General features: G+C 49.0%; 19 protein-coding genes. 4 read left to right on the top strand and 15 right to left on the bottom strand.

The window, feature by feature from the left end; all coding sequences use genetic code 11:
* Position 1: 1 nt before the first annotated feature.
* Both lapA and pgpB read right to left on the bottom strand, forming a co-directional pair.
* On the bottom strand, positions 2-310 hold the full coding sequence (lapA, locus tag C0K55_RS05450; RefSeq protein ID WP_000876278.1) for a lipopolysaccharide assembly protein LapA: 309 nt from the start codon (positions 308-310) through the stop codon (positions 2-4).
* A gap of 148 nt (positions 311-458) precedes the next feature.
* Positions 459-1,223: a phosphatidylglycerophosphatase B gene (gene pgpB, locus C0K55_RS05445; RefSeq protein WP_085448987.1), complete on the bottom strand. Its 765-nt coding sequence runs from the start codon at positions 1,221-1,223 to the stop codon at positions 459-461.
* Positions 1,224-1,392: 169 nt separating this feature from the next.
* Here pgpB and ribA point away from each other — a divergent pair, with 169 nt between their 5' ends.
* Positions 1,393-1,983, top strand: a complete 591-nt coding sequence (gene ribA, locus C0K55_RS05440) for a GTP cyclohydrolase II (RefSeq protein WP_001176295.1) — start codon at positions 1,393-1,395, stop codon at positions 1,981-1,983.
* A 63-nt stretch (positions 1,984-2,046) separates the two neighbouring features.
* Here ribA and acnA read toward each other — a convergent pair whose 3' ends face one another.
* The 8 genes from acnA to topA all read right to left on the bottom strand — a co-directional run bounded on the left by acnA (position 2,047) and on the right by topA (position 11,372).
* Positions 2,047-4,722 carry an aconitate hydratase AcnA gene (gene acnA, locus C0K55_RS05435; protein ID WP_001516489.1) on the bottom strand — a complete coding sequence of 892 codons (2,676 nt, stop codon included), beginning with the start codon at positions 4,720-4,722 and terminating at the stop codon, positions 2,047-2,049.
* Between the two features lie 227 nt (positions 4,723-4,949).
* The gene (gene ltrA / locus C0K55_RS05425; RefSeq protein WP_236942168.1) at positions 4,950-6,026 is read right to left on the bottom strand and encodes a group II intron reverse transcriptase/maturase; all 1,077 of its coding nucleotides are present in this window, start codon (positions 6,024-6,026) and stop codon (positions 4,950-4,952) included.
* 53 nt (positions 6,027-6,079) lie between these two features.
* Positions 6,080-6,301 (bottom strand): hypothetical protein, encoded by a 222-nt coding sequence (locus tag C0K55_RS26485; RefSeq protein WP_077627675.1) that lies wholly within the window; start codon positions 6,299-6,301, stop codon positions 6,080-6,082.
* 447 nt (positions 6,302-6,748) lie between these two features.
* Positions 6,749-6,844, bottom strand: a complete 96-nt coding sequence (gene ymiC, locus C0K55_RS25875; protein ID WP_122983110.1) for a small membrane protein YmiC — start codon at positions 6,842-6,844, stop codon at positions 6,749-6,751.
* Between the two features lie 116 nt (positions 6,845-6,960).
* Complete coding sequence (yciX, locus tag C0K55_RS05415; protein ID WP_000261428.1) at positions 6,961-7,131, bottom strand: protein YciX; 171 nt, start codon at positions 7,129-7,131, stop codon at positions 6,961-6,963.
* A gap of 2 nt (positions 7,132-7,133) precedes the next feature.
* Positions 7,134-7,274, bottom strand: a complete 141-nt coding sequence (locus C0K55_RS05410; RefSeq protein WP_077627674.1) for a YmiA family putative membrane protein — start codon at positions 7,272-7,274, stop codon at positions 7,134-7,136.
* 316 nt (positions 7,275-7,590) lie between these two features.
* Positions 7,591-8,565 (bottom strand): HTH-type transcriptional regulator CysB, encoded by a 975-nt coding sequence (gene cysB / locus C0K55_RS05405; protein ID WP_000776256.1) that lies wholly within the window; start codon positions 8,563-8,565, stop codon positions 7,591-7,593.
* 209 nt (positions 8,566-8,774) lie between these two features.
* Positions 8,775-11,372 carry a type I DNA topoisomerase gene (gene topA / locus C0K55_RS05395; RefSeq protein WP_001516492.1) on the bottom strand — a complete coding sequence of 866 codons (2,598 nt, stop codon included), beginning with the start codon at positions 11,370-11,372 and terminating at the stop codon, positions 8,775-8,777.
* A gap of 379 nt (positions 11,373-11,751) precedes the next feature.
* Between topA and C0K55_RS05385 the strand changes: the two genes are divergently transcribed.
* Entirely contained in the window at positions 11,752-12,003 is a 252-nt protein-coding gene (locus C0K55_RS05385; RefSeq protein ID WP_001031530.1) for a YciN family protein, read from the top strand.
* Positions 12,004-12,038: 35 nt separating this feature from the next.
* Here C0K55_RS05385 and sohB read toward each other — a convergent pair whose 3' ends face one another.
* Complete coding sequence (sohB, locus tag C0K55_RS05380) at positions 12,039-13,088, bottom strand: protease SohB (protein ID WP_000422073.1); 1,050 nt, start codon at positions 13,086-13,088, stop codon at positions 12,039-12,041.
* Between the two features lie 217 nt (positions 13,089-13,305).
* On the opposite strand from sohB, the gene C0K55_RS05375 reads away from it, so the two are divergent.
* On the top strand, positions 13,306-14,064 hold the full coding sequence (locus C0K55_RS05375) for a YciK family oxidoreductase (RefSeq protein ID WP_000559299.1): 759 nt from the start codon (positions 13,306-13,308) through the stop codon (positions 14,062-14,064).
* A complete protein-coding gene (gene cobO, locus C0K55_RS05370; protein WP_001516495.1) occupies positions 14,061-14,651 on the top strand; it encodes a cob(I)yrinic acid a,c-diamide adenosyltransferase in 591 nt (196 codons plus the stop codon). The genes C0K55_RS05375 and cobO overlap by 4 nt, the downstream gene beginning before the upstream one ends.
* A 52-nt stretch (positions 14,652-14,703) precedes the next feature.
* Here cobO and C0K55_RS05365 read toward each other — a convergent pair whose 3' ends face one another.
* The 4 genes from C0K55_RS05365 to C0K55_RS05350 form a co-directional block, all read right to left on the bottom strand.
* A complete protein-coding gene (locus tag C0K55_RS05365) occupies positions 14,704-15,012 on the bottom strand; it encodes a hypothetical protein (protein WP_001516496.1) in 309 nt (102 codons plus the stop codon).
* Between the two features lie 10 nt (positions 15,013-15,022).
* Positions 15,023-16,036 carry a hypothetical protein gene (locus tag C0K55_RS05360; RefSeq protein WP_105265992.1) on the bottom strand — a complete coding sequence of 338 codons (1,014 nt, stop codon included), beginning with the start codon at positions 16,034-16,036 and terminating at the stop codon, positions 15,023-15,025.
* A 169-nt stretch (positions 16,037-16,205) separates the two neighbouring features.
* Entirely contained in the window at positions 16,206-17,081 is an 876-nt protein-coding gene (gene rluB / locus C0K55_RS05355) for a 23S rRNA pseudouridine(2605) synthase RluB (RefSeq protein ID WP_001291217.1), read from the bottom strand.
* A gap of 212 nt (positions 17,082-17,293) precedes the next feature.
* On the bottom strand, positions 17,294-19,195 hold the full coding sequence (locus C0K55_RS05350) for a DUF2207 domain-containing protein (protein ID WP_105265991.1): 1,902 nt from the start codon (positions 19,193-19,195) through the stop codon (positions 17,294-17,296).
* Positions 19,196-19,205 lie beyond the last annotated feature (10 nt).

The raw sequence follows: 19,205 nt of genomic DNA, 5'->3' as shown, positions 1-19,205 counted from the left end.
GTTATTCCTTCGCTACTGACGAATCAGGCGCTACCGCCACGCCAGTCGCAGGTGAAAGCTGGTTTTCCAGTCGCTTTATTTTACGTTCAGCGCGTGCCAGAGAAACACGAATTCGCAGCCAGAACAGGCCACAAATCAACCAACCGATAGCAAACCCCGCAGCAAACAATACCGCCAGCAAAGTAGAGATACGATACTCCCCTTGCGCTAACAGATAATTAAACGTTACCTGCTGATCATTCTGCGCACCTAACGTGACAGAAATCACAAAAATCGCTAACACCAGTAAGAAAATGAGTAAATATTTCACATTACTTCCCGTTATGTGGTTAGAGCGAATAAATTATGGTCAACTTACCGCAATAGCCCTTTAAAGTACCATTTTCACGACGTCTGCGAAATGGTAGCCACAATCATTGTTGATGATTTGAGGGTTAAATTCGGAAATTCAACCAGTTTTAACTTTCTTGTTCTCGCTGCGCTATCTCACGATTTTCTTCCGGCGGTGGTGTTAATGGCCCACAAATACGTTGCGCGAGCCAGGTTGCCACCGCCACCAGCGCCCACGAAATCAACGTAGCCACCACCAGATCGCGCGGCCAATGCATCCCCAGCAGCAAGCGGCTTCCCATTACTCCCGTTGCCCAGACCAGCAAGAGCACAATGGTTAAAGTTCGCCTACGTGGCCACAACAGCCCAACGGCGAGCAAGGCCCAACTGGCGGCAAACATCGTGTGGCCGGAAGGAAAGGCAAACCCCGTCTCTTTCTGCCAATGAGAACGTAAATATTGCGGGATATTTTTTTCTTCAGCCAACTGTTCTTTCACTAAATTACCGCGATCTGCTCGCTTTAAAGTGTAGAACTCATCAACCGGAATATGATGTGTTTTTTCCAGCCAGATAACAAAAGGACGTGGCTCCTGAACTTTACCTTTGATCCAGGATTTAACTCCCTGTCCGACAAGAATTGCCGCTGCCAGAATAGCAAATAACATAACTGCGGCTTTGAGGCGAAAACGCAGACACCAGAGAAACCAGCCGAATAAAATAAGATGCGTAATGACGCCCCAGGGCTGAGTGACGGTTTCAGTGACCCAAAAGGCCGCTTTTAACAGCCAACTTTGATCTCCAGGTTGCCAACGCCAGCCAGAAATCCATACCGCTACCGGCATGATAAGTAATAGTGCTGCTCCAACTGCGGTACGTCTGGCAATCGAACGCATGGTCTCTCCTTCCTTATAAGTCTCACAATCATAACTGAAAATGCTCTGACCTGGAAAAATTGACAGATTTGTGCCATTCAGTGAACGATTGACGCGTCGTGATTAGGTGAACACCTTCGCGTTATGGCAAAATAAGCCGATACAGAACCAGCATTATCTGGAGAATTTCATGCAGCTTAAACGTGTGGCAGAAGCTAAACTGCCAACCCCCTGGGGCGATTTCCTGATGGTGGGATTTGAAGAACTGGCAACCGGACACGATCATGTCGCGCTAGTCTATGGCGATATTTCCGGGCATACCCCGGTACTTGCGCGCGTCCATTCCGAATGTCTGACCGGTGACGCCCTGTTCAGCTTGCGCTGCGATTGTGGCTTCCAGCTTGAAGCGGCACTGACACAAATAGCCGAAGAAGGCCGTGGTATTTTGCTGTATCACCGTCAGGAAGGACGTAACATTGGTCTGCTGAATAAAATTCGCGCTTACGCGTTGCAGGATCAAGGCTACGATACCGTAGAGGCTAATCACCAGTTAGGCTTCGCCGCTGATGAACGCGATTTCACTCTTTGCGCCGATATGTTCAAGTTACTTGGTGTCAACGAAGTCCGTCTGTTAACCAACAACCCGAAAAAAGTCGAAATTCTGACCGAAGCAGGGATTAACATTGTTGAACGCGTGCCGTTGATTGTCGGTCGTAACCCAAATAACGAGCATTATCTCGATACCAAAGCGGAAAAAATGGGCCATTTGCTGAACAAATAATCCTCGTTTAATGCAAATTCGGCCTGCTTGCCGGATGCCCCTCATCCGGCAAGTAAAGCACAGTTACTTCAACATATTACGAATGACATAATGCAAAATACCGTCGTTCTGGTAATAGGTTAATTCCGTCGCGGTGTCGATACGACAACGGCACGGCACAACTTCCTGACTCCCCTCCGCTCGCGTTAGCGTCACCGGAACCGTCGCGCCCGGTTGTAGACTTTGTAGATCGGTAATATCAATCTTTTCTTCCCCGCTCAGCCCTAACGTTTTACGCGTCACGCCTGGAGGGAACTCCAGCGGCAGAATACCCATACCAATTAGATTCGAACGGTGAATACGTTCAAACGATTCGGCAATAACCACACGAATACCGAGCAGACGCGGACCTTTTGCTGCCCAGTCACGGCTGGAACCAGATCCATACTCTTTCCCGGCAATCACCGCCAGCGGTGTTTTCTCCTGCTTATAGCGCATCGCTGCATCGTAAATAGAGACAACCTCGCTGGCAGGCAAATGGCGCGTCATCCCTCCTTCAACGCCAGGCACCATTTCGTTACGAATGCGAATATTGGCAAACGTGCCGCGCATCATCACTTCATGGTTACCACGCCGCGAACCGTAGGAGTTAAAGTCTTTACGCTCAACGCCACGACCCTGCAAATATCGCCCTGCCGGGCTGTCGGGCTTAATACTGCCTGCCGGAGAAATATGGTCAGTGGTAACCGAATCCCCCAACATTGCCAGGATTCGCGCACCGTGAATGTCTTCCACTGGCGCTGGTGTTACCTGCATCTCATCAAAGAAAGGCGATAACCGAATATAGGTCGAATCATCCTGCCATCCGTAGGTATCTGATCGCGCAACGTTAATCTCTTTCCACTCCGCCGTGCCTTCAAAAACTTCCGCATATTCTTTACGGAACATTTCTGTTGAGACTTGCTCAACCGCGCGAGCAATTTCTTGTGCTGATGGCCAGAGATCTTTCAGATATACCGGATCGCCTTTGCGATCATGTCCAAGTGGATCGGAAGCGAGGTTGATGTTCATATTGCCCGCCAGCGCATAAGCAACAACCAGCGGCGGCGAGGCCAGCCAGTTGGTTTTAACCAGTGGATGAATACGCCCTTCAAAGTTACGGTTACCAGACAGCACCGCTCCAACGGTTAAATCACCTTTTTTGATCGCCGTTTCGATAGGATCGGGTAATGGGCCAGAGTTACCGATACAGGTTGTACAGCCATAACCTACAAGATTAAAGCCAAGTTCATCGAGATACGGTGTCAGTTTGGCTTTTGCCAGATAGTCAGAAACCACTTTCGAGCCGGGAGCCAGCGACGCTTTAACCCACGGTTGTCGTTTCAGCCCCAGAGTTACGGCTTTTTTCGCCAGCAACCCGGCAGCCATCAACACGCTGGGGTTAGACGTGTTGGTACACGATGTTATTGCGGCAATAACCACTGCGCCATCAGGCAATTGATACTGATGCCCGTTCATAACATAATCGACGGGCTGGCGATCTTTATGCGTGGCATTCACTTCCAGTTCGTTACTGGCGGCAAAAGCTTTTGGTACATCTGCCAGCGCAACGCGATCCTGCGGCCGTTTTGGTCCGGCAAGACTGGCTTCAACGTCATTCATATCCAGTTCTAATGTACTGGTAAAAATCGGTTCATCGCCCGGGTTACGCCACATTCCTTGCGCTTTGGCGTATTTTTCGACCAGTTCGACCTGATCTTCACTGCGTCCACTTAAACGCATGTAATCGAGGGTAACCGAATCTATTGGGAAGAAGCCACAGGTCGCGCCGTACTCCGGTGACATGTTGGCAATTGTCGCGCGATCTGCCAGCGGCAGCGAATCCAGTCCATCGCCGTAAAATTCGACGAATTTACCCACTACGCCATGTTTACGCAGCATCTGAGTGACGGTAAGAACCAGGTCTGTGGCGGTGATACCTTCACGTAATTTTCCGCTGAGTTTAAAGCCCACAACATCCGGGATAAGCATGGAAACCGGCTGACCTAACATTGCTGCTTCCGCTTCGATCCCACCAACACCCCACCCCAACACGCCAAGACCGTTGATCATCGTGGTGTGCGAGTCGGTGCCGACAAGCGTATCCGGGTAAGCAATCCACTCACCGCCCTGCAATTCGCTCCACACCGCTTTACCGAGATACTCGAGGTTAACCTGATGGCAAATCCCAGTGCCTGGCGGCACCACCCTAAAACGACTGAACGCCTGCTGTCCCCATTTCAGGAATACATAACGTTCGTGATTGCGCTCCATTTCCAGGCGCACGTTTTCCTCGAAGGCCTCATCATCACCAAACCGATCGACGGTCACCGAGTGGTCAATCACCAGATCGACGGGTGAGAGCGGGTTCACCTTCGCGGTATCGCCGCCGAGACGTTTTACCGCTTCACGCATCGCCGCAAGGTCAACGACAGCAGGCACGCCGGTAAAGTCTTGCATCAGCACTCTTGCCGGACGGTAAGCGATTTCACGGTCAGCATGGGCATTTTTCAGCCATCCTGCCAGCGCATGTATATCTTCTTCGGTAACAGAGTTGCCATCCTGCCAGCGCAGCAGGTTTTCGAGCAAAACTTTGAGTGACTTAGGCAGACGGGTAATATCGCCCAGTGATTTGGCAGCAAGCGGCAGACTGTAGTAATGGTAGGTTTTATCTTTAGCCTGCAACGTGTCCTTAGTGGCTTCTCGTAGGGTTGACGACATAGCTCCTCCTTAATGACAGGGTTGCGATACCCTGATTCTCCTCAGGGTGAATATTAAAGATAACACAAACACTGCGTAACGATTTGATAACAACCCAAATTGATAAAAGAGGAGAGGCCTTACAGGGATAAATCGGGATAGGAGCTGATCTCACGATCAGCTTCCTCCCACACCACCGTACGTACGGGGCCGTATACGGCGGTTCGGTTATGTTGATCGTCGCCTGCCTATACTTCTGGCAGGCCCACTCTGGAGAACAGCTTATTGGGGAGTGCTATATTCAGTGCCGGACTACAGCTTATCCGCCACTCTTTATGGCAGCTTCCTGCTGTTTGCGCCGCAAGGTCCTTGCTTACGCCTCGACTGCGCAACTCCCTGAAGCGGTTGCGGCCCGTTTTCCACTGTTTCCAGAGTATGCTTCGCAGCCTGCGCCTTATCCATCCGTTCAGCTCTCGCATCAGCGATGGCCTCTGGTTCAGCCCGTAGTAACTTTTCCAGCCCGTCAGATATCGTCTTAGCGGCTGAGTTAGCTGTTCAAGGCTTCTCCCTGTGTTGCGTCCGGTCAGTGCTCTTATCCGCATTTTGAACCGTTTTATCGACTCCGGCGATACCACGCACCATACCTTCCGCCCCCTTATGAAGCGGTATCCAAGGAACTTGCGCGTTTCAGGGCGTGCTACAGCACTCTTCTTCGCGTTGACCTTCAGCTTCAGTTTATGGCTCAGCCAGTGCGTCAACCCCGCCATGATCCGGTTGCCTGTCCGTTCGCTTTTCACGTAGACATTACAGTCGTCTGCGTACCGCACGAACTTCAGACCACGTTTCTCCAGTTCCTTGTCGAGGTCGTCAAGCAGCAGGTTCGATAGCAGCGGCGACAGTGGGCCGCCCTGCGGCGTTCCTTCTGTCACCGGCCTTACCAGACCTGCGTCCATCCCCCCTACATTCAGGAACCTGCGGATAAGTGACAACACCCGTTTATCCGATACTCGTTTCTCTATCCGGCTCATCAGCACATCGTGATTTACCCGGTCGAAGAACTTCTCCAGATCGAGGTCGACCACCCAGTGATACCCGGCCCCGATATGTTCCCGGGCTTGTATCACTGCCTGGTGGGCCGAACGACCGGGACGGAACCCGTAGCTGCTGTCGCTGAACGAGCTATCCCACTGTGCCTGCAATACCTGCATCATCGCCTGCTGGATGAATCGATCCACCACCGTCAGGATGCCCAACAGACGTTCGCCGCTGCCGGGCTTCGGTATGGACACTCTTCTCACAGGAGATGGGCGGTATCTGCCGGACAGCAGTTGCGCTTTCAGCTCTGGCCAGTGGTGCCTCAGGTAGTCCGGCAGTTCGCTTACGCCATACCATCGACTCCCGCTGCACCTTTGTTGGCTTTAACTCTTTTCAGGGCTTGCCTGAGATTGACTGGTTCACAAATGGCTTCCATCAGCCACACTGTTGACGACGGACTTTCTCTGTTCGTCGGTGCCTGCACGGTTTCAGCCCCCGGAAGGGCGGCGTTCGGGGCTTCACCCCGTTCCCCGGCCTCAGGGTCGCGATGCGTTTTCTGCTGCATGACCGTTCAGAACCTCCGTTGATACTCGTCACTCATTACCGTTCGGGCCTTCGGGTGTCATGCCCTACTATGCCCTCTGCTGACTCCTGTCCGCCGGTCAGCGCCCCTTACGGTACGCTCAGTTCTGGATACAGAACGACGGACAGGCCTCCCGGGGTAAGTTCAGCCGCCTTCACCACACACCTGTCCGATTTACCACCCCGGTTCTTGATGGTTATGGCCTTCGCAATTCTTTGCTTGCTCCGCCAACCGGGTAGGCCTCGTATCGGATTTCTGTTCGTCAGGTCATGGATTTGCTTCACGCTTCCTTCAGACCCCGCCTCACGACGACGCCCTTGCGCTTCGCTAGTCCTTCGCCACCATCAGGCTGGACAGGGGACTTTCCCCCCCGAGCTGCTGAACATGCCCGGCACACAAAGAAAAACCTCGCCGCAGCGAGGTCAGAGATTAGTGAGCAACTATCCAGATGAGTTCGGACCAGAAGAGTATCGACAGAGAAAATGCGCCCATCCAGGACCAGTATTTCGTATTTGTGATGATCATAGGCTACACCCTTTATTTGTTATTACTTTATGTTGAAATTACTCAACCTTTTATTGCAGTGGTGTATTAAAAAGCGTTTAATTCACGAATATATCGGATAATAAGAATGATGATAATTATTGTTTCTGCTGATCATCTTCAGCAAACATCTCTATAAAGGCTTGCTGCTGCGACGTTAGTTTCCAGTCATCTGGAATAACGACGGAACATTCTCGTTTCGTTTCCATTTCGTTGTCACTATGCTGACATAATGGTGACGATTCCTGATGCTGCTCCTGAACAACCATCGTTATCCCCACACTTTCCATATCAGTAGTGCGACAACCACCCAGAAGAGTGCAGAACCAAGAAATACTGCACGCCAGGCTTTGCGTTTTAATTCAGGGTCCCGGCGGGGTTCCTGATTTCCAGAAGGCATTGCTAACCTCATATGATCGCCATCACTTATCAGTAAGACGTTAACCAATTGGTAAAATTAATCAAACGATGAGACAAATCCTAATGAAACTTTAGCCAAAAATCCAGCTAATTTACGAATCGTATCCAGTGAATAATTCAATCTTTTGACCTGATATAGATATTTGAAGATTGAAGTTTGCGAGGCGGGTAATTAGGCACTACTTTATGATCGATTTACCATAAAGATTTCAGGGGTAATTATATTGTGGGTGCGTACGAATAAGAAGGAGCAGAGAATATATTCCGGCCCCCTGGTAACATAAAGGTGCCGGAAATAACGCAGGTAATTATTTTTCAGGCAACTTGATATCTTTAAACATGACCTCAATTTCTTCATTAGAACGCAGTGCCACAGCGGCATCAACGACGTCTCGCGTTAAATGCGGGGCAAAACGCTGAATGAAATCATACATATAACTGCGTAAAAACGTACTGCGACGAAAACCAATTTTGGTTGTGCTATGGCTGAAAATGTCGTGTGCATCGACACGAACCAGGTCAGGGTCAGCAACCGGGTCGACCGCCATGCTGGCAATCACCCCTACCCCCAGTCCCAACCGGACGTAGGTTTTAATGACATCAGCATCCGTTGCCGTGAAGACGATACGCGGCGTCAACCCTGCGCGGTTAAAAGCGGTATCCAGTTCAGAGCGTCCGGTAAAACCGAAGGTATACGTCACCAACGGATACTGCGCCAGTTCTTCAATGGTGATTGCATTTTTGCCTGCCAGTGGGTGGTCCGGGGTCACCACAATAGCCCGGTTCCAGTGATAGCATGGCAGCATCACCAAATCTTCATACAAATGAAGTGCTTCCGTGGCAATAGCGAAATCGGCATTACCTTTAGAGACTGCATCGGCAATTTGTGTCGGTGATCCCTGGTGCATATGCAAAGAAACGCGAGGATAACGCTCAATAAAACCTTTGATGACGTTTGGTAACGCATAGCGTGCCTGAGTGTGAGTAGTGGCAATATATAATGAGCCTTTATCTGGCCAGGTGTGCTCTCCGGCAACCGATTTAATGGCATCTACTTTCGACAGGACTTCACGAGCAATACGAATTATTTCCTGCCCGGCTGGAGTAACCTGCGTCAAATGCTTGCCGCTGCGGGAAAAAATTTGAATGCCCAACTCATCTTCCAGCATTCTGACTTGCTTACTGATCCCAGGTTGTGATGTGTAAAGTCCTTCAGCCGTTGATGAGACATTCAGGTTATGATTGACCACCTCAACAATATAGCGAAGTTGTTGTAATTTCATGTTAAACCATCCACTTAGACGCCATCTGAACATCGTTTTTTCGTCACACCTGGCGGGTGACTAATACGATTTAATAATAAAAAAAGCGATAACTATAACCACTATATCATTTATAGCTTTAGTGTATAGGTGTGCAGAAAAAATAATATGTAATAAAAAAGGGCCGTTTTCGCGACCCTTTGTTTATAAAAACCGGAAAAAGTTAAAGGTTATTTTTTCCCTTCAACCCATTTGCCATCTACATAAAATGCTGACCAGCCAGTTGCCTTTCCATCTTTTTCCGAAGAGACATATTGCTGTTTGGTTTTACGGCTAAAGCGAACCATTGTCTTATTACCTTCCGGATCCTGCTGCGGCGCATCGGCCAGATAACGCAATTTTTCCGGTAAACGGTCGCGGAAGCGATAAAGCTCTTCCACCAGCGGTGCACGCGTTTCACGTGATTTAGGGAAGGTATTGGCAGCCAGGAACACACCGGCAGCACCATCACGCAGCACGAAATAAGCATCCGATTTTTCGCACGGTAATTCTGGCAGCGGAACCGGATCTTCTTTCGGCGGCGCGACTTCACCGTTACGTAAAATCTTACGCGTGTTTTTACACTCTTCGTTAGTGCAGGCCATGTATTTACCGAAACGCCCCATTTTCAGATGCATTTCAGAACCACATTTTTCACACTCAACGATCGGGCCGTCATAACCTTTAATGCGGAATTCGCCCTCTTCGATCTCGTAACCGTCGCAGGTTGGGTTATTACCACAGACATGCAATTTACGTTTCGGATCGATGAGATAGCTATCCATCGCCGTGCCACACTTCTGGCAACGACGTTTGGCGCGCAGCGCGTTGGTTTCAGCATCTTCGCCTTCCAGCACGTTAAGCACTTCGTTTTCCGGCACCAGGTTGATGGTGGTTTTGCAACGCTCTTTCGGCGGTAGCGCATAGCCGGAACAGCCGAGGAATACCCCGGTACTGGCAGTACGAATACCCATTTTGCGGCCACAGGTCGGGCAATCGATACTGGTCAGAACCATCTGGTTCGGCCGCATACCGCCCTCTTCCGGATCTTTTTCCGCTTTATCGAGCTGCTGGGTGAAATCCGAGAAGAAGTGATCCAGTACGGCTTTCCACTCTGCTTCGTGATTCGCCACCTGGTCGAGGCTGTTTTCCATCTGCGCGGTAAAGTCGTAGTTCATTAACTCACGGAAATTTTCTTCCAGGCGATCAGTTACGATCTCACCCATTTTTTCCGCATAGAAACGACGGTTTTCTACGCGCACATAACCACGATCCTGAATGGTCGAAATGATCGACGCATAGGTGGAAGGACGACCAATACCGCGCTTTTCCAGTTCTTTAACCAGCGAAGCTTCACTGAAACGGGCTGGCGGTTTGGTAAAGTGCTGAGCAGGTGTCAGCTCAACAAGCGACAGTGAGTCACCTTTATCGACAGCCGGTAAAATACGATCTTCATCGCCTTTACGCAGCGCGGGCATCACTTTCGTCCAACCGTCGAAACGCAAAATACGTCCGCGCGCTTTCAGGCGGAAATCACCTGCGCCAACGGTCAGCGTGGTGGAGTCATATTTCGCCGGGGTCATCTGACATGCAACGAACTGACGCCAGATTAACTGGTACAGTTTCTGCGCATCCGCTTCCATATCTTTCAGCGATTCTGCCATTACATTGACGTCAGAAGGACGAATCGCTTCGTGCGCTTCTTGAGAGTTTTCTTTGCTGGCGTATTGGTTCGGGCTTTCCGGCAGATATTTCTTACCGAAATTATCGCTAATATATCCACGAACCATATTTACCGCGTCCTGACTCAGGTTAGTGGAGTCGGTACGCATGTAAGTGATATAGCCAGCTTCATACAGACGCTGCGCCATCATCATGGTTTTTTTCACGCCAAAACCAAGACGGGTACTGGCAGCCTGTTGCAATGTGGACGTAATAAAAGGCGCGCCAGGTTTACTGGTTGTCGGTTTGTCTTCACGTTCCAGCACGCTATAGCGCGCTTTTTCCAGCAGACTTACCGCTGCCTGAGTTTGTTCTTTAGTCGCCGGGCGGAACGGTTTGTCGTTCTGATGGGTCACCTGCAAGGCCAACGCTTCGCCTGATGGTGTGGTCGTGCTGGCATCCACCTCCCAGAACTCTTCCGGTACGAACGCTTTAATTTCTCGTTCACGCTCGACCACCAGGCGAACCGCCACTGATTGCACACGCCCGGCAGAAAGACCGCGAGCAATCTTTTTCCACAGCAGCGGAGAAACCATATAACCCACCACACGGTCCATAAAGCGACGCGCCTGCTGGGCATTAACACGATCAATATTCAGCTCACCAGGTTTGTTGAAAGCCTGGCGGATCGCGTTTTTAGTAATTTCGTTAAACACCACCCGGCTATAGCGCGCATCATCACCACCAATCACTTCCCGCAGGTGCCATGCAATGGCTTCCCCTTCGCGGTCAAGGTCGGTTGCGAGATAGATGTGGTCGGCTTTTTCAGCCAGTTGTTTCAGTTCAGAGACGACCTTCTCTTTACCAGGCAACACTTCATAGTGCGCCTCCCAATTGTGCCACGGGTCAACCCCCATACGGTTGACGAGAGCGCCACGTTCATCCTTTTTAGGCTTTTTAGCCGTCTTGGTGGAGGTAGAGTCGGCACTCTTTTTAGTAGTTGAGCCACTGGTCGGCAAATCGCGGATGTGACCGACGCTGGATTTCACCACATAGTCACTACCCAGATACTTGTTGATCGTTTTGGCTTTTGCCGGGGACTCAACGATGACAAGAGCTTTACCCATATTCACCTTACCTAATTTGATTCTTCCAGGAATGCGTCGCACATTGATAAACCTTCCACTGGCAACGAGTTACCGATATGGACTCGCTCTCTGCGGATATCAACCCCTTGTCGTGACTCTGTTCACGAAAATTCAGGTGACTGAGTTAGCAGGTCTTTGCCTACAGGCGCTATAGCACGACGGAATTTTGGTCGAATGTCAAGCAAATCTATTGCCAGATTGACGAAAGCGTCACACTGTACCTGATAAAATCCGTTACGCAACTTTATTAGCATGCAAAATCCAAAGTTGCCAGTAAGGCGCACCTGACGCCAGCGTGGTATATTTGTCTGCAAGCCATGCCTGGCGTAGACTAATGTCCTTGTTTAAGGAGTAAATAATGAACAAAGAGACACAACCCATCGACCGCGAAACGCTGTTGAAAGAGGCCAACAAAATCATTCGTGAGCATGAGGATACGCTCGCAGGAATTGAAGCCACCGGCGTTACGCAGCGTAATGGCGTACTGGTGTTTACCGGCGATTACTTTTTAGATGAACAAGGATTGCCGACTGCGAAAAGCACCGCGGTGTTTAATATGTTTAAACACCTGGCTCACGTGCTCTCGGAAAAATATCATCTGGTAGATTAAAGCAAAACGCGAGGTCTGAACCTCGCGTTTGTCTTTTACATCAAAGGCTTTTGCCCGCGTTGCCACCAGCGTAACAACAATCGGTCGACGCTCTCTGCCGCACTGCCGGTAAATCGGTCTATTAACCGTTTACGCTGCATATAACGCACGTTAACCACTTCACGGCCTTCCATCAGACTCAGAATCACTTCATCACTGGTGTTTATTTCGTCAACCAGACCTTTCTCTACCGCCTGTTGCCCGTACCAGTGTTCGCCAGTAGCCACCTCTTCAATATCCAGAGACGGACGCATACGTTTTACAAAAGCTTTAAATAGCTGATGTGTTTCGTTCAGTTCTTCACGGAATTTCTCACGCCCTTCTTCGGTGTTTTCACCCAGCAATGTCAACGTCCGCTTATATTGCCCGGCAGTATGCAGTTCGATATCAATATCTTTACTTTTCAGGAAGCGGTTAAAGTTGGGCATTTGCGCCACCACACCGATGGAGCCAACAATGGCAAACGGTGCGGAAACAATTTTATCCGCAACACAGGCCATCATGTAGCCGCCGCTGGCAGCCACTTTGTCTACCGTAACGGTTAAAGGAATGTTTTTATCGCGCAGACGCTGCAACTGCGAGGCTGCCAGACCGTAACCATGAACCATACCGCCGGGGCTTTCCAGACGCAAAACCACCTGGTCACGCGGCTTAAATGCCGCGAGTACCGCAGTGACCTCTTCACGCAGCGAGTTCACTTCATGCGCGTCCATGCTGCCTTTGAAATCCAGCACCCAGACACGGGGCTTACTGTCAGTCACCACCTCGCCCAGTTTGGCTCTCGCTTTCGCTGCTTTCGCTTCTTGCTTGTGCTTTTTCTTCTGCGCTTTATGCCACTGTTTTTGCTGATGTGTATCCATCAGCGCTGCGGCCAGTTCTTCTTTCATCTCCTTATATTGTTCGCTGAGATTATTAACCCGTAACTCGCCACGCTGGCGCTTATTACGTTGGGCAACATTGACAATAATGGCGGCAATAGCCGCAATCGCCACCACAACAGTGACAATTTTCGCCAAAAACAAACCATATTCAGACAACAATTCCACGAGTCCCACCTTGGTTAAACAACGCTTTGCTTCACAGTTTACAACAGGCATGTTAAGCCGTCTCGCAGAGATATTCTTGACGAGAAAGTATGACAAAGTATTCATTTTACGGCGTTATCGCTCCTGGCTGATTGAAATGCGCCTCTGTTTAAGGCATAACCCCTCAAAGTCATAAGTACACTGGCAACGCGACGGATAATGTCGTTGAGGAGTAGCCATGCATTACCAACCAAAACAAGATTTACTCAATGATCGTATTATCCTGGTGACCGGTGCCAGCGACGGAATTGGTCGTGAAGCCGCTCAGACTTATGCGCGTTATGGCGCGACGGTGATTTTACTGGGTCGTAACGAAGAAAAATTACGTCAGGTCGCCCGGCGTATGTTCGAAGAGACCGGACACCAGCCACAGTGGTTTATTCTCGATTTGCTGACCTGCACATCCGAAGATTGCCATCAACTGGCACAGCGCATTGCCGTTAATTATCCGCGTCTGGACGGCGTTCTGCATAATGCCGGATTGCTTGGCGAAGTTTGCCCGATGAGCGAACAAAATCCGCAGGTCTGGCAGGATGTCATGCAGGTCAACGTAAATGCTACCTTTATGCTGACCCAGGCACTTCTTCCTTTATTACTCAAATCGGACGCCGGTTCGCTGGTCTTTACCTCATCAAGCGTTGGACGTCAGGGGCGTGCCAACTGGGGCGCATATGCTGCCTCTAAATTTGCCACCGAAGGGATGATGCAGGTACTGGCCGATGAATATCAGCAGCGTCTGCGTGTGAACTGCATTAACCCGGGCGGTACGCGCACCGCCATGCGTGCCAGTGCCTTCCCTACGGAAGATCCGCTGAAGCTCAAAACACCCGCCGATATCATGCCGCTATACCTCTGGCTGATGGGCGATGACAGCCGCCGTAAAACCGGTATGACCTTTGACGCCCAACCGGGCCGTAAACCAGGAATTTCCCAATGAGTGACGAACGCTACCAACAGCGTCAGCAACGTGTTAAAGAAAAAGTGGATGCCCGCGTGGCGCAGGCCCAGGATGAGCGCGGCATTATTATTGTTTTTACTGGCAATGGAAAAGGCAAAACCACTGCGGCATTTGGTACGGCAACACGCGCAGTAGGTCACGGAAAAAAAGTGGGCGTCGTGCAGTTTATTAAAGGCACCTGGCCTAACGGCGAGCGCAATCTACTGGAACCACACGGCGTCGAGTTTCAGGTGATGGCGACAGGTTTTACCTGGGATACGCAAAACCGCGAAGCTGATACCGCTGCCTGCCGTGAAGTCTGGCAACATGCAAAGCGAATGCTGGCGGATTCCTCGCTGGATATGGTTTTGCTCGATGAGCTGACGTATATGGTGGCGTATGACTATTTGCCACTGGAAGAAGTGGTGCAAGCCTTAAATGAGCGTCCACATCAGCAAACGGTGATTATCACGGGTCGTGGCTGTCATCGGGATATACTTGAACTGGCAGATACCGTCAGTGAATTACGCCCCGTCAAACATGCGTTTGATGCAGGAGTTAAAGCACAAATCGGGATTGATTATTAAGTGAAAGCACCTCAAAAGATTGCCTCTTGAGGTGCTTTAATCATAATTATATTCAAGCGGCAATAGCGAAATTCAGAATGCGTTTAATCTCATTCAAATGTCCCGGATATGCTTCATGATTCTCAGCGTCAACATCTTCAATAAATAATATCAGTTCAGTAATTAACGCATTCGCATCTTCATAACTAATTCCGCTTAACTCTGGTGAGGTTTCAGAACCATAGTTAATCGTCAGGTTGTTCATAATCGAGAGGATAAGGATAAAATATTTATGACAAACCTTACATGTGGTTTTATTGCCCAGGGTATTATACAGCATGTCGAGTAATGCCAGTATTCTACGATTTTGTACATCGTTCATAAAAAGCCTCCTATAACATTATTCCGCTAGCAATAAGTAGTTTTGCCAGCCCCTCAGACGCCTTTAACCCACTAATTACTTGTGCACGTAATATTTCATTTAGCCTTTTTTGTTCAGCCGCTGTGCGTGTTTTATTAGTGTATAAATCCTTAAGGTGATTCCCCTCGTCAAGAAATGAGTTCAGTGCTTGTATTGCTGGATCTGCTGCACGAAGACGTGTTTCATTAATGCTGATAATCGCAGCCAGGAATTCTTGTCTGCTCTTCAATGTCTTAAATTCATTACCTCCTCCTTTTTTTAAGGAGGCATTGTAATAAACGAGATTATTATGTACCGTCGCAAAGGTATTTCTTCCGGTTTGTTTACCTTTTGTCGCGATATCGTTTCGTATATCAGTTAGATCATTTTTTATTCTTTGCCAATGATTATTTACCGTACTACCTATATTCCCTGCGCTTACCCTGGTATTATACAACCCATTGAAATAAACCACTAAATCTTTAACCGCTGCTGCAGATTTTGTTAATGTTCCACCATCATTGATGCCCAGAAGTGCCCCCGCATTATTCGCGTGATCCAGAGCTTGTTTAAGCAATATGAACTGTTTGCTGTCTTTAACATCTAAATCCTCATTCAAAAGTTCGACATAAGAACTCATACTGCTAATGATTTCCATAGAAGCCAGCAATCTTTCTTTTTCAGTAGCGACTATCTTTGTAGTAAAAAGATCTTCTTGAGATTTTTTGTGCTTATCTCCAGGTTGCTGACACAATGACTCATTACTGGTACTGTTTTCAATAACTACCTCATAATCTGGTCGGGGTGCACACTCTGGATTAGTCGCATAAAAATTAACAAGAAAGTTTTCACGAGAAGCATAGTATTGCTTAAAGAAACTTGCATTCGCCGCCACCGCCTTGTTACCCGCAGTAATAACAGTTTCAGCTTGTTCATTTTTCAAAGCATCGGTTGCACAGCCTGAAATCATTAACAGCGATAGAAATACTCCACTATATCTAATCATAACCCACCTCTTGACGTTGAGTTTATCTCAGATAATTAAATAGTAATGTGGCTATTTCCGGGCATTATTCATAAGCAAGTATGAAATTAAATTAAAATGCTGCGACTATTTATCATGCTTCAAATGAAGAAAAGGCCCCGCAGGGCCTTTATTTTATACTTAACTTAAATTAACCGTTATTATTACGTCCGCCAGAACGACGACCGCCGCTCACCTGACTGTGACGTTTCACCGCACGTCGAATTTGATTCGCCTTCATACGACGACGATCTTTTTCTACGGCAACTTTAGAACTGGTTTCTGGCGGCAGTTCCACCAGCTCACGCAGATAGTTAGTCTGGGCGAGATCCAGCTCCGTCCAGCCACCGCGTGGCAGACCTTTCGGCAGTGGGATATCACCGTAACGCACACGAATCAGGCGGCTAACCTGCACGCCAACCGCTTCCCAAAGACGACGAACCTCACGGTTACGGCCCTCGGTAAGAGTGACGTTATACCACTGGTTGATCCCTTCACCGCCACTAAACTTGATGGTTTTAAAGGCTGCCGGACCATCTTCCAGTTGCACGCCGCGACTCAAATCACGCAGTTTCGCGTCGTCAACCTGACCAAATACACGCACGGCATATTCACGTTCAACTTCACGGCTTGGGTGCATTAAGCGGTTTGCCAGTTCACCATCGGTGGTGAACAGCAACAGACCACAGGTGTTAACGTCGAGACGGCCAACGGCAATCCAGCGCGCCCCACGCAGCTTCGGCAGACGATCAAACACGGTCGGACGCCCTTCCGGGTCATTACGAGTACACAACTCGCCTTCTGGCTTGTAATAGGCCAGAACGCGACAAATTTGTTCAGCGGACTCGCGTACCGAAATCAGGTGACCATCGATACGGATTTTCAGCCCAGGGGTAACTTCAACGCGATCGCCGAGTTTAGCAATTTTGCCATCAACACTCACACGACCGGCTTCAATAATAGATTCAATTTCACGGCGAGAACCGTGGCCGGCACGCGCCAGCACTTTCTGTAGCTTTTCGCTCATAGAGCTTCCTTTTGGTGTCGCCTTCCCAGGCGTCTGATATGCTTTTGTGCAACAATGAGTCAGAACTTACATCTGACTCACTGATAGTAAAGTCTGTTTGAACTCTTCAGGCCTTAAGTAAACGACTCGACGTTTTAACTGGCCTGGCTTTGAGGCGCAACATACTACACTATCTTTATGGTTAAAGCTTGTTTCGATTAACATCGGTTTGGTTACCAACCACCACCGCCTCCACCTCCCGCACCGCCACCAGCGCCAGAACCACCACCGGAATAGCTCCGCCCCAACAAACTGGTATAGGCCCCGCAACTCAGGTGCGTCTGTAATGAGAATAAAACGCCGTTACGGGCAATCTCTGGAGCGCGAATAGCCGAAGAGAGCGAAGGGGCGATGCGTAACGCCCATTCCCTCCCCAAATTTGCTGATATAGCCCAACCTAACAAAGCGTAATCCAGTTTCCGTGTTTCCCCTTTCCGCCGCCGCCCACTGTGCGTTGCCGCCTCTTTACGCGCAAGATAGTTAACGATAGCTTCACCGTGGGCATAACGTTGCTGCCCAGTTTGGGTAAACTTTGGCAGAAAAATATACCCCATGCCAGTGAGATAACCGGTCAGGAAAACAGCGCTAAAATAACCCGCTGGCATATACCAGTAAAAGAATACATCTCCGACATTGATGTAGAGAGAATAGAAGGCCACGCCTGAACAAATCAGTGGTAAAAACAAAGTGATTATTACACGATTAACGCAAGGCTTGTCATCATCGCGGGCCAACAAAAGCTCAAGGGAACAAAATAAAAAAGGAAGAAGCCAGCAGATCATAATAAACATATCGCCCACCAGACTCATTCCTGCCCAACCTATGGGACTCAGATTACCGTAGAGAATGACCGCCAATATCGCCATTCCCCCCCATTGCAAAAACGCATCAGGTCGGTAAAAGGAAGACTTTTTACGCGGCAGATAAAATTTCTGCATCCGTAAAAATGCTCTGCGTAAGACGCTGTTGCGCCTCCCCGTGAGAACGACCTTATCGCCTTTACGAAATAACGCTTCCAGTAATAACTGCTCTGCGGGCAGTAATACCGCATTATTTCTGGTGGCGCCTTCATTAACATGGATCAGGGTTTGCTGATTTTTGTCATACTGATCTTCCAGATGAATTTTTCCTTTCACAATCAGATTTACGATATCGGCACAAAAACCTTTATCGTCGTAAACCAGCTTCGCATCGAGACGTAACATTCCGGGCGTGTAATCTGGCGGAATGACATCGGTTTCAATCACATCTACCGGCGTAAATTGCGGCCTGCGCTTCCAGAGATATAACCATCCACACGCCAGGAGCAAACACGGTAACCAAATGATAAGAGACGATGTTGAGGGCCAAAAAAGATGGCTAAAAATATTCGTCGTGTGTTGTGCCGGGGCATTATCCAGCAAGGCATGAGGCCAACGGTAGAGAACCGTGAAGTCTTCTCGATAAAACGGATCGCGAGATTCAATTCTTCCGTCCTCAAGGATGCGGCCATTTCGATATGTGTCGCCCTCATCTCCGGTAAAGATATCGATTTCACTAAATGGATTACCCGCAATATTAGAGAACTTGAGTGAAAATCGGGTCTTATAGATTTCAAACGGCCAGTTGTTACCGGTCACGTTCCAGATTAGCAGGTCAGAATCTCCCTCGCGCAGGAAAGCATTTTTAACCTGATAATGAATTTGATAATGATAGTCGCCTTGAGGCAAGAAACGTTGTTTATCGCCCACGACAATACTCATTAACCCAATATGCCAGTCAAGATGCCAGGGTTCAGGAACGCCGTCACGGGTAACGGCAACAATACGATAGTTCAGCAGTGCAGCGTCCCCATTAGACTGCATCCATAGTCGTGGTAAATCACGAGAAAATCCGTGCTTAATCTGCTGATTTCGCGCCTGAAAATAAATATTCTCTTTGATGTCGAGCACCCCATCCGGTTGCAGAGTGGCTTCAACATCAAAGAGCGAGATCCCTTCTTCATATGAAGGGATCTCCGTGTTTTTCGCATAACTCAACGAAGAGAAAAAAAGCCCAACTATCAACAGCAAAATGCAGCGATATATCCCTGCCATAATCTTCCAT

Origin of the sequence: Escherichia sp. MOD1-EC6098 (assembly GCF_002965865.1) — a bacterium.
Lineage (GTDB): Bacteria > Pseudomonadota > Gammaproteobacteria > Enterobacterales > Enterobacteriaceae > Escherichia > Escherichia marmotae.
This window is presented reverse-complemented; position numbering and strand designations above follow the sequence as displayed.

Coding starts and splice junctions, on each gene's coding strand:
- C0K55_RS26485 (WP_077627675.1), bottom strand. CDS start 6,301: ATGCAGCAGAAAACGCATCGCGACCCTGAGGCCGGGGAACGGGGTGAA.
- pgpB (WP_085448987.1), bottom strand. CDS start 1,223: ATGCGTTCGATTGCCAGACGTACCGCAGTTGGAGCAGCACTATTACTT.
- C0K55_RS05360 (WP_105265992.1), bottom strand. CDS start 16,036: ATGATTAGATATAGTGGAGTATTTCTATCGCTGTTAATGATTTCAGGC.
- C0K55_RS05365 (WP_001516496.1), bottom strand. CDS start 15,012: ATGAACGATGTACAAAATCGTAGAATACTGGCATTACTCGACATGCTG.
- C0K55_RS05385 (WP_001031530.1), top strand. CDS start 11,752: ATGAACAAAGAGACACAACCCATCGACCGCGAAACGCTGTTGAAAGAG.
- C0K55_RS05375 (WP_000559299.1), top strand. CDS start 13,306: ATGCATTACCAACCAAAACAAGATTTACTCAATGATCGTATTATCCTG.
- cobO (WP_001516495.1), top strand. CDS start 14,061: ATGAGTGACGAACGCTACCAACAGCGTCAGCAACGTGTTAAAGAAAAA.
- acnA (WP_001516489.1), bottom strand. CDS start 4,722: ATGTCGTCAACCCTACGAGAAGCCACTAAGGACACGTTGCAGGCTAAA.
- yciX (WP_000261428.1), bottom strand. CDS start 7,131: ATGGTTGTTCAGGAGCAGCATCAGGAATCGTCACCATTATGTCAGCAT.
- rluB (WP_001291217.1), bottom strand. CDS start 17,081: ATGAGCGAAAAGCTACAGAAAGTGCTGGCGCGTGCCGGCCACGGTTCT.
- ymiC (WP_122983110.1), bottom strand. CDS start 6,844: ATGATCATCACAAATACGAAATACTGGTCCTGGATGGGCGCATTTTCT.
- C0K55_RS05350 (WP_105265991.1), bottom strand. CDS start 19,195: ATGGCAGGGATATATCGCTGCATTTTGCTGTTGATAGTTGGGCTTTTT.
- topA (WP_001516492.1), bottom strand. CDS start 11,372: ATGGGTAAAGCTCTTGTCATCGTTGAGTCCCCGGCAAAAGCCAAAACG.
- C0K55_RS05410 (WP_077627674.1), bottom strand. CDS start 7,274: ATGAGGTTAGCAATGCCTTCTGGAAATCAGGAACCCCGCCGGGACCCT.
- ribA (WP_001176295.1), top strand. CDS start 1,393: ATGCAGCTTAAACGTGTGGCAGAAGCTAAACTGCCAACCCCCTGGGGC.
- cysB (WP_000776256.1), bottom strand. CDS start 8,565: ATGAAATTACAACAACTTCGCTATATTGTTGAGGTGGTCAATCATAAC.